Raw genomic sequence first — 16,344 nt, forward strand, 5'->3', positions numbered from 1 at the left:
GGGCCGGTGACGTGACGCCACTAGCCTGGGCGGGTGATCGTTGGTATCGGCGTCGACGTCGTGGACACGGCCAGGTTCGAGGCGACGCTGGCGCGGACGCCCGCGCTGCGGGAGCGCCTGTTCACCGAGGGGGAGAGCACGCTGGGCGCGGCCTCCCTGGCCGCCAGGTTCGCGGCCAAGGAGGCCGTCGCCAAGGCCCTGGGGGCACCTCCCGGGCTGCGGCACCTGGACGCCGAGGTGGTCGCCGGGGAGCACGGGCGGCCCGAACTGCGGGTGACCGGGCGGGCGGCGGAGGTCGCCAGGGCGCTGGGCGTGGCCCGGTGGCACATCTCCCTGAGCCATGACGGGGGCGTCGCCATCGCCTACGTGATCGCCGAGGGATAGATTCGGTGGAATGCGAATCGCGTACACCTCCGACCAGATCAGGGCGGCCGAGGCGGCGCTGATGGCGACGCTGCCCGAGGGCGCCCTGATGGAGCGGGCCGCCACCGGGCTCGCGGTGGTCTGCGCCAGGATGCTCGGCGCCGTGTACGGCTCCCGCGTCGTGCTGCTCGTCGGCGGCGGCGACAACGGCGGCGACGCCCTGTTCGCCGGGGCCCGCCTGGCGGCCAGGGGGGCCAGGGTCGACGCGCTCCTCGCCGGGACGCGCGTCCACGCGGCGGGCCTGGAGGCCCTGCGCCGCGCGGGCGGCCGGGTGACCGGCCCGCACCCCGATCACGGTCCCGCGGAAGACCCGGCGGGAGCGCGGGTCCGCGACCTGCTCGGCGCGGCGGACCTGATCGTGGACGGGATGCTCGGGATCGGCGGGACCGGGGCGCTCAGGGAGCCGTACGCGACCCTGGCCGGGCTCGCGAACGACGCGCCCGGCGAGGTCCTCGCGGTGGACGTGCCGAGCGGCGTGGACGCGAGCAGCGGCCGGGTGGAGGGCCCCGCGGTCCTCGCGGACGCCACCGTCACGTTCGGGGCGTGGAAGATCGGGCTGCTCGTCGATCCGGGCTCCGGGCACGCGGGCCGGACGGAACTCGTCGACATCGGCCTCGGCCCCCACCTGCCCGACCCCGACGCGGCCGTGCCGACGGACGCCGACGTGGCCGCGCTGCTGCCCAGGCCCGGCGCGTCGTCCGACAAGTACCGCAGGGGCGTCGTCGGGATCGCGGCCGGCAGCGAGCGCTACACCGGCGCCGCGGTGCTGGCCGTGGGCGGGGCGCTGCGGGCCGGGGTGGGCATGGTCCGCTACGCGGGGGTCGCGGAACCGGTGGCCCAGGTGCGGGCCCGCTGGCCCGAGGCCGTGATCACCACGCTCGCGCCGGGCGAGGGGGTCGAGGAGGTGGGCCGCGTGCAGGCGTGGGTGCTGGGCCCCGGCCTCGGCACCGGCGACGAGGCGCGCGCCATCGCCCGCTCGGTGCTGTCGAGCGAGGTTCCCGTGCTCGTCGACGCCGACGCGCTGACCCTGGCGGCCCAGGACAGGTCCCTGCTCCGCCGGGGCGCGCCGGTGCTGATCACCCCGCACGCGGGCGAGCTCTCCCGCCTGATCGAGGTGCCGAGGGAGCGGATCGAGGCGCGGCGCCTGGAGAACGTGCGCAGGGCGGCGGCGGAGCTGGGCGTGACGGTGCTGCTCAAGGGCTCGACCACGCTGGTCGCCGAGGACGGGCGACCGGTCAGGATCAACCCCACCGGCAGCCCCTGGCTCGCGACCGGCGGTACCGGCGACGTGCTGGCCGGCCTGGCGGGCGCGCTGCTGGCCGCCGGGCTGAGCGGGTACGACGCGGCCTCCTGCGCCGCCTACCTGCACGGGATCGCCGGACGGGAAGGCCCTCTCACCGCCCGGGACGTCGCCGAGGCCCTGCCGCGGGCGGTGCGCTCCCTGGTCAACGGCCCCCGGCATGGCGGCTCACCTGCCAAACTGGGGTTATGAGTTTCCCGATGACTCCCGCCGAGGCACGGGTGGACCTCTCGGCGATCCGTGAGAACCTGGCGCTGCTCGCGAGCCACGCCCCCGGTGCCGAGATGATGGTCGCGGTCAAGGCCGACGCCTACGGGCACGGGCTGGTCCCCGTCGCGCGCGCCTGCCTGGAGGCCGGGGCGGAACGGCTGGGCACCGCCTACGTCCGCGAGGCCCTGGAGCTGCGGGCCGCCGGGATCACCGCGCCGATCCTGGCGTGGATCATCCCGCCGGGCGAGCCGCTGGAGCAGGCCGTCGGGCACGATGTCGAGCTGTCGGCGGGCTCCGTCGCGACGGCCGACGCGATCGCCGACGCCGCCGCCAGGGCCGGCAGGACGGCCAGGGTGCACCTGAAGGCCGACACCGGCATGTCGCGCGGCGGCGCGACGGCGGCGGACTGGTCCGCCCTGGTCGAGCGGGCGATGCGGCACCGGGCCGAGGGCACGATCGAGATCGTCGGGCTCTGGTCCCACTTCGCCTGCGCCGACATCCCGGGAGACCCGTCCGTCGCGGCCCAGCTGGCCGCCTTCGACGAGGCGCTGCTCATCGCGGAGAAGGCGGGCGCGGGGGGCTCCCACGTCATCAGGCACATCGCCAACTCGGCGGCCATCCTGACGCTGCCGCAGGCGCGCTACGACCTGGTCCGCCCGGGCATCGCGGCCTTCGGGCTGAGCCCGGTGCCCCGGCTCGGGGACTTCGGGCTGCGCCCGGCGATGACGCTCGCCGCGCGGATCGCGCTGGTCAAGCGGGTCCCCGCCGGCTCGGGCGTCTCCTACGGGCACCTGTACATCACGGATCGGGAAACGACGCTTGGCCTCGTCCCGCTCGGGTATGCGGACGGGGTCCTGCGGCACGCCACCAACCTGGCGGAGGTGCTGGCCGGTGGCCGCAGGCGGCGGATCGCGGGCAGGGTCTGCATGGACCAGTTCATGATCGACGTAGGGGACGACCCGTTGGCGGAGGGTGACGAAGTGATCCTGTTCGGTGACGGCTCGCGAGGTGAGCCCACCGCTCAGGAGTGGGCGGATTCCCTCGGCACGATCACGCATGAGATCGTGACCAGGATCGGTTCGCGGGTCCCGCGCGTTTACCGGTGAAAGGCAGCTCAGGGGGTCGCATGAGTAGTACCAGACGGCGCAGGGTCGGTATCGCGGGCGCGATCGTCGGTGTCGCGTCGGCAGGAGTGGCCGCCGGGGCCCTCGCCAAGCGGTACGCCGTCGGACGCATCAGGCTCCGCCCGGACCTGGAGGCGAGCGAGCCGCTCGGAGAGCTGCGCGGCCGCCCCACCACGGTCACCACCTCCGACGGTGTCCCCCTGTACGCCGAGGTCGACGGGCAGGAGAAGGCCCCGCTGACCGTGGTGTTCTGCCACGGCTACACGCTCAACCTCGACTCCTGGCACTACCAGCGGCGCGACCTGGGCGGCACGCACCGCCTGGTCCTGTGGGACCAGCGCTCCCACGGCCGCTCGCCGCGCATCCCGATGAAGGACTGCTCGATCGACCGGCTCGGCGACGACCTGGCCGAGGTCATTGAGGCGCTGGTGCCCGGCCCGTGCGTGCTCGTCGGCCACTCCATGGGCGGCATGACGGTCATGGCGCTGGCCGACCGGCATCCGGAGCTGTTCGGCGACAAGATCAGGGGCGTCGCGCTGATCTCCACCTCCACCGGCAAGCTCGGCGAGATCTCCCTGGGCCTGCCCGCGCTGCTGTCGAAGGCGGTGCACAAGGTCACGCCGGGCACGGTGTCGATCCTGAGGCGCGGCGGTTCGCTGGTGGACAAGAGCCGCCAGGTCGGCAACGACGTGGCCTTCCTCGCCCTGCGCCACCTGGGTTTCGGCGACTCCAGGAACGTCAGCCCCACGGTCGTCGACTTCGCCGAGTCGATGATCCGATCCACCCCCTTCGAGGTGATCGCCGAGTTCTACCCGGCGCTGATGTCGCACGACAAGCTGAGCGCGCTGTCCGTGCTGAACGGGGTTCCGACCTCCATCGTGGTCGGCGACAAGGACTGGCTGACGCCCGTCGAGCACAGCAGGGCGATGGCGGCGGCACTGCCGAGCGCCCGGTTCACCGAGATCGCGGAAAGTTCGCACCTGGTCCAGCTGGAGCGGCCTACCGTGGTCAACGACGCTCTGCACGAGCTGCTCAAGCGGGTGGACGCGGGCGACGAGGCCGACGCCGCCGACGCCGGTGACATGGACCGGTGAGCCGGGGGCACGCGCACGGCGTACGGTGAGCCCGAGGTCCGACGGAAGGACCGGAGGGTCCGAGAGGGCGCCGAACGGCGCCACGGGGGGTCGACGGACCCCGGGAAGCGCGGTGGGACACCGGGAAGCGCGGTGGGACACCGAGAGGCATCGACAGGAGTGACGAAGCGGTGAGAATCGTGGCGACCGCCGAGGAAATGCGGGAGCTGGGCGAGGAGCTGGCGGCGCTGCTGCGCCCCGGAGACCTGGCGGTGCTGTCGGGCCCGCTCGGCGCGGGCAAGACGACCCTGGTGCAGGGGATCGCCGAAGGGCTCAAGGTGCGCGGCCCGATCACCTCGCCGACCTTCGTCATCGCCCGGGTGCACCCCTCGCTCTCGGGGGGGCCGCCGCTGGTCCACGTCGACGCCTACCGCCTCGGGGGCGACCTGGAGGTCGACGACCTGGACCTGGACGCCTCGCTGGAGGAGTCGGTGACGGTCGTGGAGTGGGGCGAGGGCCTGGTGGAGGGGCTCGCCGACGACCGGCTGGAGATCCTCATCGGCAGGGGCGCGTCCGGCGAGCCGGGCGAGGAGCGGACCGTGACCCTCCGGGGGGTCGGGCCGCGCTGGCACGGCGTCATCTGAACGGTGTCCTCTGATGTGCCTACGAAGCCGGGGAAATCCTGGCACGCTGGCACTACGCACCATTGGTCTAGATCGTCAGGCCTGATGATCGACTCTGGCGGGTTTGCCCATGTTTAATGGGGAACAGGTGGGAAATCGTGCCGGGCGAGGGTCGTCGGCCGGAGGGCGAAGTGGAGTTCGACGGTGCCAAGCGTCAAGCGTGTCGCGGTTCTGGGAGCCATCGTCCTTTTCGGACTGGTCGGGTGCTCGGCGGGCGCCGAATCGGCCAGCCCGTCGGGCACGCCCACCCCAACCCCGCCTGATTCCGGCATCAGCCGGCAGGACATCGAGGTCCAGCTCCAGCCGGCCCGCGCCAAGGCCGGGCAGAAGGTGTGGGTCCTGGCGAACTGCCCGATCCCGCAGGGCGGTCCCGAGCATCGCGGGACCGCGTCCTCCCGGATCTTCCGCACCCCGGTGACCCTCGACCCGATCCTCGCGACGCCCACGCCCGACCCCGCCTCGACCGCGACCCCGACGCCGCGCCCGTGGGTCCGCGGCCAGGCCACCGTCGCCGCGGGCGTCGCCGCCGGGGTCCACGAGGTCAACGCCAGGTGCGAGGGGACCAACGACACCGGCAGCGCCAACCTCAGGATCGTGGCCGACACCGAGCCGAGCCCCACCCCCACCGACCCCACCTCCAGGCCGACCCGGACGATCATCAGCACCGAGGCGCCGGGTACGGGCGGTGGCGGCACCGCGGCCGGAGGCCCCGACGACTCGAGTGCCCCGATCGGCACGACCGGTGTCCTGCTCGCCCTCGCCCTGGCGGGCGGCATCGGCATCGCGGTCGTGCGTCGCCGCCGTTCGTAGTCCCCGATGGCCGATTCCACCCGCTGGTCCAGGATCGTCCTGGCCGGAGTGATCACCGGTGCCGTCATGGTCGCGTTCGGCAACAGGGGCGGCGACGTCAAGGAGGAGAAGGCGCCCGCCCGCACCTCGATCGTTCCCAGCCGCATCGACATCCCGTCCCTGGGGATCAAGGCGCCCCTGATGAAGCTCGGCGTGACGGACGGCCGGGTCGATCTGCCGCCGTACGAGAAGCCGAACGTCGCGGGGTGGGTCAAGGACAGCGCGGTCCCCGGCGACGAGGGTTCCGCGGTGATCCTCGGGCACGTGGACACCAAGACCGCGCCCGCGGTCTTCTACAAGCTCAAGGACATGCGGGAGGGGCAGGTCATCAAGGTCGTGCGCAGCGACGGCAAGGTGGCCCAGTACCGGGTGGACACGATCGAGCAGATCAGCAAGCACCGGTTCCCCGCCGACAAGGTCTATCTCGAGGACGGCCTGCGGCTGATCACCTGCGGCGGGGACTTCGACTGGGACAGCAACGAGTACCAGGACAACCTCATCGTCTACGCCACCCTGGTCAAGACCTGAGTCGTTCCGCCTTTCCGCGCGGTCCACTCGGGGGGAGTGCCCCTGAGCCCTCGCGGGACGGGATAGGCTAACTGTTCGTGCTGGTCCTGGCCTTTGACACCGCCACCCCCGCCGTCACCGCAGCTCTGCACGACGGTGAGAGGGTCCTCGCCGAGTCGACGACGGTCGACGCGCGCCGCCACGGCGAACTGCTCGTCCCCACGATCGAGACGGTCCTCCGGGAGGCCGGAGCCTCGCTCGGCGACGTCACCGCCGTCGTCGCGGGCTCGGGCCCCGGCCCCTACACCGGGCTCCGGGTCGGCCTGGTGACCGCCCAGGCCCTCGCGACGACGCTGGGCGTCCCGGCGTACGGCGTGTGCACCCTCGACGCGCTCGCGTACGGCAGCGGGTCGGCCGAACCGTTCCTGGTGGCCACCGACGCCCGGCGCAAGGAGGTGTTCTGGGGCCACTACCGGGACGCGCGCACCCGGCTGTCGGGCCCCGCGGTGGACCGGCCCCAGGATCTGCCCGGGGAGCTCCCGCTGGCCGGCGCGGGCGCGCGGATGTACGCCGAGGTCGTCGGCGCCTCCCGGCTTCTCGACGTGCCGGAGTACCCCCACGCGGGCGCGATGGCGGCGCTCGCCGCCGGGGTGCTCGGCGAGCCGGGCGTCCGTGAGGCCGTGGAGGGCGGAACCCACCCCGTGCTCGGCCCGCCCCGCCCGATCTACCTGCGCCGCCCCGACGCCAAGGAACCCTCGGCGCCCAAGAGGGTCACGGCATGACCGCCGTGCTGCGCCGGATGACCGTCGAGGACCTGCCCGCGGTCATGGAGGTGGAGCGGAAGACCTTTCCCGCCGACGCCTGGAGCGAGGGCATGCTCCGGGGTGAGCTCGACGACCAGCCGAGGACGAGGCACTACGTGGTGGCCCTGGTCGACGGTGTGATCGTCGGCTACGCGGGCCTCGCCGCGGCGGGGGACCAGGCCGACGTGCAGACCATCGCCGTGCTGGCCGAGTGGCGCCGGACCGGTGTCGGCGGCGCCATGCTGACCGAGTTGCTGGCCGAGGCCGCCCGTCGCGGTGCGGCGTCGGTCTTCCTCGAGGTGCGCGCCGACAACCCGGGCGCACAGGCCGTCTACGACAGGTTCGGGTTCGAGCGGATCGGCCTGCGCCGCCGCTACTACGAGGACGGCACTGACGCGATCATGATGAGGAAGGATCTCCATGCGTGACGAACCGGTGGTCCTGGGGATCGAGACCTCCTGCGACGAGACGGGGATCGGCATCGTCAGGGGGCACACCATGCTGGCCAACGCCATCGCCTCCAGCGTCGAGCAGCACGCCCGCTTCGGCGGGGTGGTGCCCGAGGTCGCCTCCAGGGCGCACCTGGAGGCGATGACCCCGACCGTCGAGCTGGCACTGGGGCGGGCGGGGCTGCGCCTCGCCGACGTCGACGCGATCGCGGTCACCGCCGGGCCCGGCCTGTCCGGCGCGCTGCTGGTCGGCGTCGCCGCCGCCAAGGCGTACTCTCTGGGCCTGGGCGTGCCGCTGTACGGCGTCAACCACCTGGCCGCCCACGTCGCGGTGGACCAGCTGGAGCACGGGGCGCTGCCCAAGCCCTGCATCGCCCTGCTGGTCTCCGGCGGGCACTCGTCCCTGCTGCTGGTGCCCGACGTCGCCAGGGACGTCGTCTCGCTGGGGTCCACGGTGGACGACGCCGCGGGCGAGGCGTTCGACAAGGTGGCCAGGGTGCTCGGCCTGCCGTTCCCCGGCGGGCCGCACATCGACAGGGCGGCCCGTGACGGCTCCGGCGCGGCCATCGCGTTCCCGCGCGGCAAGTACGACGACGGGACGCTCGACTTCTCCTTCTCCGGCCTGAAGACGGCCGTGGCCCGGTGGGTGGAGGCCAGGGAGAAGACGGGCGAGCGGGTCCACGTGCCCGACGTGGCGGCCTCGTTCCAGGAGGCCGTCGTCGACGTGCTGACCCGCAAGGCGCTGCGCGCGTGTGCCAAGCACGACGTCCAGGACCTGCTGATCGGCGGCGGGGTGGCGGCCAACTCCCGGCTGCGCGCGATGGCCCAGGAGCGTTGTGACGCGGCCGGGGTCCGGCTGCGGGTCCCCAGCCCCGGGTTGTGCACGGACAACGGCGCCATGGTGGCGGCCCTGGGCTCCGATCTGGTGGCGGCCGGCATCGCGCCGTCGCGGCTGGACATCCCCGCCGACTCCTCGATGCCCGTCACCACCGTGCACGTCTGACGGGCCCGGTCCCTCGTCCGCGGGTGTCGCCCGGCCGGGGGGTGCGCCGGTCACGGGTGCCCGCCCGGCCGTCGCGCCCCCGTCGGGCGGCGGCTGTGCGGCCCTTCCCGCGGGGTGTCCTAGGCGGAGTGCAGGGCCAGCACCGGGTAGTCGGTGTAGCCGCGGTGGTCGCCGCCGAAGGCCGAGCTGAAGTCGGCCTGGTTGAGCTCGGCGCCGAGACGCAGGCGGAGCGGCAGGTCGGGGTTGGCGAGGAACGACTGGCCCAGCGAGACCAGGTGGGCGCCGCGCTCCAGCCACCGCGTGGCCCGCTCCGACGGGTCGCCGATCGAGGGGTCGTTGACGATCAGGGCGTTCGGCCAGGACTTGAGGATCTCCTGGTTGACGTCGTCGGAGGGCCCGGCCACCAGGTGCAGGTAGGCGAGGTCGAGCCCGGCGAGCTCGGAGACCAGCGCCGGGTAGACCTCGTGCATGTCGTCCTCGACCAGGTCTCCCGCGCCGTTGCCGGGCGAGAGCCGGATGCCGACCCTGGAGGCGCCGATCCGGTCGACGGCCGCCCGCGCGGTCTCCACGCCGAAGCGGATCCTGTTGGCCACCGAACCGCCGAAGTGGTCCTCGCGCAGGTTGGCGTTCCGCGACAGGAACTGGTGGATGAGGTAGCCGTTGGCGCCGTGCAGCTCGATCCCGTCGAAGCCCGCGTCCACGGCGCGCTCGGCGGCGTCGGCGAAGTCCTGGACGGTCGCCTCCACCTGGGCGGTCGTCAGTTCGATCGGCGTCTGGTAGTCCTGCAGGCCCGACGGCGTGAAGATCTGGCCCGCCGGTCGTACGGCGGACGGCCCGACGGGCAGCGCGCCGGTGTTGTCGGGGTGGCCGATCCGGCCGGAGTGCATGATCTGGGCGAAGATCCTGCCGCCCGCCGCGTGGACGGAGTCGGTGACCTCGCGCCATCCGGCCACCTGCTCGTCGGTGTGCAGCCCGGGGGTGTTCATGTAGCCCTTTCCCGCCTGGCTGGGCTGCACCCCCTCAGTGACGATCAAGCCCGCGGAGGCCCGCTGGGCGTAGTAGAGGGCGGTCAGCGACGAGGGGATCCCGTCGACATAGGACCGTGACCGGGTCATGGGCGCCATCACCAGGCGGTTGGGCAGCTGGAGACCGGCGAGCGAGAACGGTGAGAAAGGCATGGCGAACTCCTTTGTTGGCTGGCCAACTTGGCTAGCCAATAAGTAGTTTTACAACTTGGTCGGCCAACATGCAAGCGGTAGTGTCGGGGGAGAACGGAAGGACCTGACATGGCGGAGCCGCTGATCGACGAAGAGCGCGACGCGACCGACGAGCGCGCCGCGGCCCGTGAGGGCGACGCGGACGGGGACCCGGCCGGGGCGTGCGGCGCCACCCCGGGCTGCGGTGAGTACGACAGCGATCTCAACTGCCTGATGGCCAACGCGACGCGCGGCCACCGCGTGCTGCTGGCCAGCCTCCTCGGGGAGATCGACCTCTACCCGGGCCAGGAGCGCGTGATGGGCGCCCTGTGGGACAACGGCCCCCAGTCGCAGAACGGCCTGGCGAGAATCGTCGGCATCGACGTCTCCACCATGACCAAGACCCTGCAGCGTCTGGAGCGCAGCGGGTTCGTCAGCCGCAGGCCCGATCCCGCCAACCGGCGGATCAGCATCGTCGACGTCACGCCCAGGGGGCACGCGCTCCGCCCCGAGGTGGACCGGGTCCTCGCCGAGATGCACCGCCGGATGACCCAGGGGCTGACGGCCGAGCAGACCGACGAGCTGTTGACCCTGCTCTCCGTGGTCAGGAACAACCTGTGCCCCGAGGCGAGGGTCGTGGAGGGCCTGGAGGGCCGCCCGGCCGATGTCGCGCGCGCCGGCTGACGGCGTCCGTACGGGACCGGGCGGGCCGCCGGGGGCCGCCGGGGCGGGGCGCGACCGAGGCGAGGCCCGCCCGCAGGTCAGTCCTTGTCGGCCCTGGTGGGCCTGAGCAGCGCCTCGGCCAGGGCCAGCATGGTCTCCTCCAGGGCGCCCAGGCGGCGGGTGAGGTCGGTGTGCGCGGGCTCCACGGTCTCGCTCAGCGCCTCGGAGAGCTGGTCACGGTCGGGCAGGGCGCGAAGCGTCTCGGCCAGCGGGGCCAGCGCGGCCTCGGCCCGGATGACGCGCTCGTCCAGGGAGTCGAAGCGCTCGCGCTGCTCGTCGGTCTGAACGCCGATGAGCGCGCCGACGCCGAGGACGGCGGGCAGGACCTCCAGGCGCTCGTCCAGGCTCTCCAGACGCTCGGCGGACTTCTCCGCGTGCCCGTCCAGCGTGGACAGCCGGGAGTCGATGACGTCCATCCGGCCGGTGAGGCGGCCCTCGATGTCGTCGAGGCGCTCCTCGAGGGTGTCGAAGCGGCCACCGGCCGCCATGCGATGGCCGTCCAGCCGGTCGATGCGGCTGTCGATGCGGTTCTCGACGGCGGCGGCGCGCTCGTCGATCCTGGGCACGACCAGGTCGACCCTGGCGCCCACCTGCTCGACCCTGCCGCTCACCAGGTCCACCTTGCCGTTGACCTGCTCGACGGCGGCCAGCATCCGGTCGGCGGCGGTGCCGACGGCCTGCTGGACGCTCGCCGACAGGTCGAGCATCCCCGCCTCGATGCGCCCGGTGCGCTGGGAGAGGTCGGCCAGGGCCCTGTCCAGGCGGCTGAACCGGTGCGCCGCGATGCCCATGTCGGCCTGGAGCCTGCCGAGGTGCTCGGCCAGCTGCCGCACCTGCTCGTCGAGGCCCAGGGTGCCGTCCGAGATCGCCCGCAGGCGGGTGAGCGCCTCGTCCACGCTCTCGCCGACGGTGCCGAGGTCGGTCCACAGGCTCGGCAGCTCGCCGAAGGGGGTGACCCGGTCGCGGACGGCCTCGACCCGGCGGCCGAGGGAGTCGACCCGCTCGCCGACGGCGTCGACGTGGTCACGCACCGCCTCGACGTGCTGGGCCAGGCCCTCGGCCCAGGAGGGCGGTTTGGCGGCGATGTCGTCCAGACGGCCGTGGACGGACTCCAGCGTGCCGTTCAGCCCGCCGATCTCGCGCTCCCTGACCTCGCGCAGCAGCCACTCCATGCCCTCCAGGCGCTGCCGGATCTCGTCGAGCACCGCGCCCTGGGTCCGCTGCTCGTAGACGTGGTCCTGCGCCGCGCGGGCGAGGAGCTCGCGCATCCGGTCGGAGATGGCGGTCTGGCTGCCTGCCTGGAGCAGGGTGTGGTCGGAGTGATCCACCGAGAGCTCCTTCACTCGCCGACGCTCAGCCGCGCGGTTGGATTTGATGGGATTTGCTGATGAACGATATGAAACCGCAGGCGAGAGAGAACTCCCGCCTGGCAACCTTAGCCTCTGGATCAAGGTTTTCCGGCAGCGAGATTAAAAGAGAGGAATTGCCGGTTGGCTGGAAGAATTGACTATTTTGGCTGGTCAACCAGGGCTGACTCCTGCTGGTCGAACGGGTTCGATGCGGCGGGTCAGCCGGGGCCGCACACGAAGGCGAATGGCCGGTCGCCGATTCGGGTGAGAATGACGACCGCGGATTCCTCACCGGAAAGGCGGAGCTCTTTCCTGAGGCGGTCGACGTCCACCGCGGAGCCGCGCTTCTTGATCGTCACATTGCCCGCGCCGCGCTCGCGGAGCGCCGCCCGCAGCCGCTTGAGCGAGAACGGCAGCGTCTCGTGGACCTCGTACCGGGACGCCCACGGCGTCGGCGTCGCGACGTCGCCGGTGATGTAGGCGATCTGCGGGTCGAGCAGGTGCCCGCCGACCGCCGCGGCGATCTCCGCCACCAGGTGGGCCCGGATGGCCGCGCCGTCCGGCTCGTAGATGTAGCGGCCGGCGGGGCCGGTGCCGGGGGCGCCGAGGGCCGGGTCGGGCGTCATCGTGGCGCCCGAGGGCAGGATCGTCGCCCTGCGCGCCGTCTCGCCCGCCAGCGCGCCGCACCAGATCACGGCCTCCTTGACGTCGCCCTTGTACGAGACCCACTCGGCCTCCGCGCCCTCGGGGACGAACTCGTACGGGATCCCGGGGGCGACCTTCAGGCAGGCGGCCCCGGCCCTGGCCACCATCTCCAGCACGGCGGGCCAGGGCGGCGAGTAGCCCATCGGGTCGAAGGTCCTGCCCCGCGCCGTACGGCGCGCCGGGTCGGCGAACAGGACGTCGAAGGCGGCCGGGTCCAGGGCGGAGGCGTCGGCGGCGCGGACCGAGACCCGGTCGCCGAAGCCCAGGGCGTCCGCGTTGGCCTGGGCGATCGCCGCGGTGAGCGGGTCGGTGTCGACGGCCTCGACCGAGCACCCGGCCCTGGCCAGGGCGAGGAGGTCGCCGCCGATGCCGCAGCAGACGTCGGCGACCCGCGAGCCCGCGGGGACGCGCCGCGCCCGATGGTCGGCGACCTCCCGGCGGGTGGCCTGCTCCAAGCCGGTCCGGGTGAAGTACATGAGATCGGCGTCGGCCCCGAACTTCTCCCTCGCGCGCAGCCGGAGCGTGGCCTGCGTGAGCGCCGCCGAGGTCAGGTCCGCGTCGTAGGTCTTCCTCAGCCTGGTCACCGCCGACACCGGGTCGTCGCCGGCGATCCCGGCCGCCGCGCCCAGGGCCTCCTGGCCGCGCGGGGTCAGGAGTTCCCGGAATGCGTCGAGATTCACACCAGCCGACGCTACCGCCTCGGCCGTAGGGCTTCGCGAGGGGCTTCCACCTGCCTTGACGTTCGCGTGAAGCGGAGAAGGGGTGCTTCGTGTTGACTGTCAAGGCCACCTTGCATACTGTTCCGTATTGGCACTCTCCCGGTGAGAGTGCCAAATACATGCGACGAGGCAGGTCTGACACCCGCGACGGCAGACCGCTGGTCGCCTCTTCTAGATCATTCAAATCTGAAGGGGAGGTCCGACGTGACGACCGCCACCAAGGTTCCCGTTAAGCCGCTCGGCGACCGCATTGTGGTCCAGCCGCTTGAGGCCGAGCAGACCACCGCTTCCGGTCTGGTCATCCCGGACACCGCCAAGGAGAAGCCGCAAGAGGGCAAGGTCCTCGCGGTGGGCCCCGGCAACTGGGATGAGGACGGCGAGAAGCGGATTCCGCTCGACGTCAAGGAGGGCGACGTGGTCCTCTACAGCAAGTACGGCGGCACCGAGGTGAAGTACAACGGCGAGGAGTATCTCGTGCTCTCCGCTCGTGACGTGCTCGCCATCATCGAGAAGTAGTTCTCGCTTCACAAAGATGACGTATCGAGCCCCGGGTCGCGAGAGCGCCCGGGGCTTTGATGCGCCGACGTACTTATAGAGAGGATTGTCATGCCGAAGATCCTGTCGTTCGAGGAGGACGCGCGCCGAGCTCTCGAGCGCGGCGTGAACGCTCTCGCGGACGCGGTCAAGGTGACGCTGGGCCCGCGTGGCCGCAATGTCGTCATCGACAAGAAGTTCGGTGCGCCGACCATCACCAACGACGGTGTGACCATCGCCCGCGAGGTCGAGCTGGAGACGCCGTACGAGAACATGGGCGCCCAGCTGGCCAAGGAAGTGGCGACCAAGACCAACGACGTCGCCGGTGACGGCACCACCACCGCGACCGTCCTGGCCCAGGCCATGGTCCGCGAGGGCCTGCGCAACGTGGCCGCCGGAGCGCAGCCGCTCTCCCTCAAGCGCGGCATCGACATCGCGGCCAAGGCCGTCAGCGACCGGCTGATCGAGTCGGCCCGCCCGGTCGAGGACAAGAAGGAGATCGCGAATGTGGCGACGATCTCCGCGCAGGACGCCAAGATCGGTGAGCTGATCGCCGAGGCGTTCGACAAGGTGGGCAAGGACGGTGTCATCACCGTCGAAGAGTCCAACAGCATGGGCCTGGAGCTCGAGTTCACCGAGGGTCTCCAGTTCGACAAGGGTTACCTGTCGCCCTACATGGTGACCGACCAGGAGCGCATGGAGGCGATCCTGGAGGACCCCTACATCCTGATCACCCAGGGCAAGATCGCCTCGGTCTCGGACTTCCTGCCGCTGCTCGAGAAGATCGCGCAGACGAAGAAGGCCCTGCTGGTCATCGCCGAGGACGTCGAGGGCGAGGCCCTCGCGGTCCTCGTCACGAACAAGATCCGTGGCACCTTCACCTCCGTCGCCGTCAAGGCGCCGGGCTTCGGCGACCGCCGCAAGGCCATGCTGCAGGACATCGCCATCCTCACCGGTGGCCAGGTCGTCAGCGAGGAGATCGGCCTCAAGCTGGAGCACGTCGGCCTGGAGGTGCTGGGCACCGCCCGGCGCGTCGTCATCACCAAGGACTCCACCACCGTCGTCGACGGTGCCGGTGAGGCCTCGGCGATCGCCGACCGCGTCAAGGAGATCAAGCTCGCCATCGAGCAGTCCGACTCCGACTGGGACCGCGAGAAGCTCCAGGAGCGCCTCGCCAAGCTCTCCGGCGGCGTCTGCGTGCTCAAGGTCGGCGCGGCCACCGAGGTGGAGCTCAAGGAGAAGAAGCACCGCCTTGAGGACGCCATCTCGGCGACGCGCGCGGCGATCGAGGAGGGCATCGTCTCCGGCGGTGGCTCCGCGCTCATCCACGTCTCCAAGGTCCTCGACGACCTGGGCCTGACCGGCGACGAGGCGACCGGCGTCTCCATCGTCCGCAAGGCGCTCGTCGAGCCGGCCCGCTGGATCGCGGAGAACGCCGGTCTCGAGGGCTACGTCGTGACGGCGAAGGTCACCGAGCTGCCCGTCGGCCAGGGCTTCAACGCCGCCACCGGCGAGTACGGCGACCTGATCGCCCAGGGCGTCATCGACCCGGTCAAGGTCACCCGCTCGGCCGTCCAGAACGCCGCCTCCATCGCCGGCATGCTGCTGACGACCGAGGCCCTCGTGGTGGACAAGCCCGAGGAGGAGGCCCCGGCCGCCGCCGGCCAGGGTCACGGCCACGGCCACGGCCACTGATCGGTCACTGATCGGTCACTGACCGGCCCCCGATCGGCCCCGGCCGATCATCGGTTCCGAACGGCTCGCGTCTCCCCGGAGGCGCGAGCCGTTCGCGTTTCGCGGTAAACCAAAAAACGATCTCAAGCGTCACGCCGGACAGAAGACCAAACGCGGTTCTAACGAATAGTCGACGTATTTGGCAATCGAATGAAATATTTGCACATTCTGTAGTCGTTGCAGTCGCCGTTCGATTACGCGCCGTTATCTCCGCCTCAATGTGACCAATCCGTAGCCGTTTGCGATGACGACAGTCACTACCAGGGCGGGCATCATGCCTAACGTGACCGAGGGATGCGTCGCCGACGCCAAAAATGGGGTGAGGCTTGCGACGAGGTCTGATGGGGTCGCCCACAGGGATGATCTCAAGGATCTGACGAGCCTCGCCGTTCAGGGGGATCGCACCGCGATCGAATCTCTGATCGCGCAACTGCGGCCGATGGTCGTCCGATATTGCCGTGGTCGTCTGGGCCGGGTTTCCGGTCAGTATCACATCGCGGACGACGTGGCCCAGGAAGTTTGCATAGCGGTGCTGTCCGCACTGCCCCGCTACCGTGACATGGGACGCCCGTTCGCGTCCTTCGTCTTCGGCATCGCGTCTCACAAGGTGGCCGACGCGCTGCGCAGCTCCGTACGATCCGCCGTGCCCACCCAGGACCTTCCTGACGGGCCCGACGAGGGTCCGGGGCCGGAGGAGACCGTGGTGCGTTACATCGAGGCCGAACACGCCCGCCGGCTGCTGTCGAGGCTGCCGGACAACCAGCGCGAGCTGCTCATGCTTCGAGTGGTGTCGGGCCTTTCCGCCGAGGAGACCGGTAATGTACTTGGCATGTCACCAGGTGCGGTTCGTGTGGCCCAGCACAGGGCGCTGGCCCGGCTACGAGCGATGGCGGAGCTGGAGTCGATAGCTTGACCGCGGAGCTGTCGAGCAGGGGGCGCGAGCGGAGGCCCGAACCGCGG

16 protein-coding genes and 1 pseudogene are annotated in these 16,344 nt (G+C 71.6%); 14 read left to right on the forward strand and 3 right to left on the reverse strand.

Annotation, left to right across the window (positions count from 1 at the left end; translation table 11 throughout):
* Positions 1–33: 33 nt before the first annotated feature.
* The 10 genes and pseudogenes from ACVCAG_RS17465 (at position 34) to tsaD (ending at position 8,424) form a co-directional block, all read left to right on the forward strand.
* Positions 34–384, forward strand: coding sequence for a holo-ACP synthase (locus tag ACVCAG_RS17465; protein WP_440082835.1), 351 nt, complete (start codon positions 34–36; stop codon positions 382–384).
* A 10-nt stretch (positions 385–394) separates the two neighbouring features.
* Positions 395–1,915, forward strand: coding sequence for an NAD(P)H-hydrate dehydratase (locus ACVCAG_RS17470; protein WP_440082836.1), 1,521 nt, complete (start codon positions 395–397; stop codon positions 1,913–1,915).
* Complete coding sequence (gene alr / locus ACVCAG_RS17475) at positions 1,912–3,039, forward strand: alanine racemase (RefSeq protein ID WP_440082837.1); 1,128 nt, start codon at positions 1,912–1,914, stop codon at positions 3,037–3,039. Before ACVCAG_RS17470 ends, alr begins: the two co-directional genes overlap by 4 nt.
* A gap of 20 nt (positions 3,040–3,059) precedes the next feature.
* A complete protein-coding gene (locus tag ACVCAG_RS17480) occupies positions 3,060–4,151 on the forward strand; it encodes an alpha/beta fold hydrolase (RefSeq protein ID WP_440082838.1) in 1,092 nt (363 codons plus the stop codon).
* Between the two features lie 170 nt (positions 4,152–4,321).
* Positions 4,322–4,774 carry a tRNA (adenosine(37)-N6)-threonylcarbamoyltransferase complex ATPase subunit type 1 TsaE gene (tsaE, locus tag ACVCAG_RS17485; protein WP_440082839.1) on the forward strand — a complete coding sequence of 151 codons (453 nt, stop codon included), beginning with the start codon at positions 4,322–4,324 and terminating at the stop codon, positions 4,772–4,774.
* 183 nt (positions 4,775–4,957) lie between these two features.
* Complete coding sequence (locus ACVCAG_RS17490) at positions 4,958–5,623, forward strand: hypothetical protein (protein WP_440082840.1); 666 nt, start codon at positions 4,958–4,960, stop codon at positions 5,621–5,623.
* Positions 5,624–5,629: 6 nt separating this feature from the next.
* Complete coding sequence (locus ACVCAG_RS17495) at positions 5,630–6,190, forward strand: class F sortase (RefSeq protein WP_440082841.1); 561 nt, start codon at positions 5,630–5,632, stop codon at positions 6,188–6,190.
* A gap of 77 nt (positions 6,191–6,267) precedes the next feature.
* The gene (gene tsaB, locus ACVCAG_RS17500) at positions 6,268–6,951 is read left to right on the forward strand and encodes a tRNA (adenosine(37)-N6)-threonylcarbamoyltransferase complex dimerization subunit type 1 TsaB (protein WP_440082842.1); all 684 of its coding nucleotides are present in this window, start codon (positions 6,268–6,270) and stop codon (positions 6,949–6,951) included.
* Positions 6,921–7,400: pseudogene (rimI, locus tag ACVCAG_RS17505) on the forward strand (ribosomal protein S18-alanine N-acetyltransferase); the annotation flags it as partial. The gene tsaB and the pseudogene rimI, both read left to right, overlap by 31 nt.
* Positions 7,393–8,424, forward strand: a complete 1,032-nt coding sequence (tsaD, locus tag ACVCAG_RS17510; RefSeq protein WP_440082843.1) for a tRNA (adenosine(37)-N6)-threonylcarbamoyltransferase complex transferase subunit TsaD — start codon at positions 7,393–7,395, stop codon at positions 8,422–8,424. The pseudogene rimI and the gene tsaD, both read left to right, overlap by 8 nt.
* Positions 8,425–8,543: 119 nt before the next feature.
* Here the strand turns inward: tsaD and ACVCAG_RS17515 are convergent, their stop codons facing one another.
* Entirely contained in the window at positions 8,544–9,602 is a 1,059-nt protein-coding gene (locus ACVCAG_RS17515) for an alkene reductase (protein ID WP_447190024.1), read from the reverse strand.
* A 108-nt stretch (positions 9,603–9,710) separates the two neighbouring features.
* Between ACVCAG_RS17515 and ACVCAG_RS17520 the strand changes: the two genes are divergently transcribed.
* Positions 9,711–10,304, forward strand: coding sequence for a MarR family winged helix-turn-helix transcriptional regulator (locus ACVCAG_RS17520; protein WP_447190025.1), 594 nt, complete (start codon positions 9,711–9,713; stop codon positions 10,302–10,304).
* A gap of 77 nt (positions 10,305–10,381) precedes the next feature.
* Here ACVCAG_RS17520 and ACVCAG_RS17525 read toward each other — a convergent pair whose 3' ends face one another.
* On the reverse strand, positions 10,382–11,671 hold the full coding sequence (locus ACVCAG_RS17525) for a hypothetical protein (protein WP_447190026.1): 1,290 nt from the start codon (positions 11,669–11,671) through the stop codon (positions 10,382–10,384).
* Positions 11,672–11,910: 239 nt separating this feature from the next.
* A complete protein-coding gene (locus tag ACVCAG_RS17530) occupies positions 11,911–13,077 on the reverse strand; it encodes a THUMP-like domain-containing protein (RefSeq protein ID WP_440082847.1) in 1,167 nt (388 codons plus the stop codon).
* Between the two features lie 243 nt (positions 13,078–13,320).
* Here ACVCAG_RS17530 and groES point away from each other — a divergent pair, with 243 nt between their 5' ends.
* The 3 genes from groES (at position 13,321) to ACVCAG_RS17545 (ending at position 16,297) form a co-directional block, all read left to right on the forward strand.
* The gene (gene groES, locus ACVCAG_RS17535) at positions 13,321–13,632 is read left to right on the forward strand and encodes a co-chaperone GroES (RefSeq protein ID WP_362678524.1); all 312 of its coding nucleotides are present in this window, start codon (positions 13,321–13,323) and stop codon (positions 13,630–13,632) included.
* A 90-nt stretch (positions 13,633–13,722) separates the two neighbouring features.
* Positions 13,723–15,345, forward strand: a complete 1,623-nt coding sequence (groL, locus tag ACVCAG_RS17540) for a chaperonin GroEL (protein WP_440082848.1) — start codon at positions 13,723–13,725, stop codon at positions 15,343–15,345.
* A 313-nt stretch (positions 15,346–15,658) separates the two neighbouring features.
* Positions 15,659–16,297: a sigma-70 family RNA polymerase sigma factor gene (locus ACVCAG_RS17545; RefSeq protein ID WP_329090055.1), complete on the forward strand. Its 639-nt coding sequence runs from the start codon at positions 15,659–15,661 to the stop codon at positions 16,295–16,297.
* The last annotated feature ends 47 nt before the right edge of the window (positions 16,298–16,344 follow it).

Source organism: Streptosporangium sp. G12 (genome assembly GCF_052983175.1).

Coding starts and splice junctions, on each gene's coding strand:
- ACVCAG_RS17470 (WP_440082836.1), top strand. CDS start 395: ATGCGAATCGCGTACACCTCCGACCAGATCAGGGCGGCCGAGGCGGCG.
- alr (WP_440082837.1), top strand. CDS start 1,912: ATGAGTTTCCCGATGACTCCCGCCGAGGCACGGGTGGACCTCTCGGCG.
- ACVCAG_RS17480 (WP_440082838.1), top strand. CDS start 3,060: ATGAGTAGTACCAGACGGCGCAGGGTCGGTATCGCGGGCGCGATCGTC.
- ACVCAG_RS17495 (WP_440082841.1), top strand. CDS start 5,630: ATGGCCGATTCCACCCGCTGGTCCAGGATCGTCCTGGCCGGAGTGATC.
- tsaD (WP_440082843.1), top strand. CDS start 7,393: ATGCGTGACGAACCGGTGGTCCTGGGGATCGAGACCTCCTGCGACGAG.
- ACVCAG_RS17515 (WP_447190024.1), bottom strand. CDS start 9,602: ATGCCTTTCTCACCGTTCTCGCTCGCCGGTCTCCAGCTGCCCAACCGC.
- ACVCAG_RS17520 (WP_447190025.1), top strand. CDS start 9,711: ATGGCGGAGCCGCTGATCGACGAAGAGCGCGACGCGACCGACGAGCGC.
- groL (WP_440082848.1), top strand. CDS start 13,723: ATGCCGAAGATCCTGTCGTTCGAGGAGGACGCGCGCCGAGCTCTCGAG.
- ACVCAG_RS17545 (WP_329090055.1), top strand. CDS start 15,659: ATGCCTAACGTGACCGAGGGATGCGTCGCCGACGCCAAAAATGGGGTG.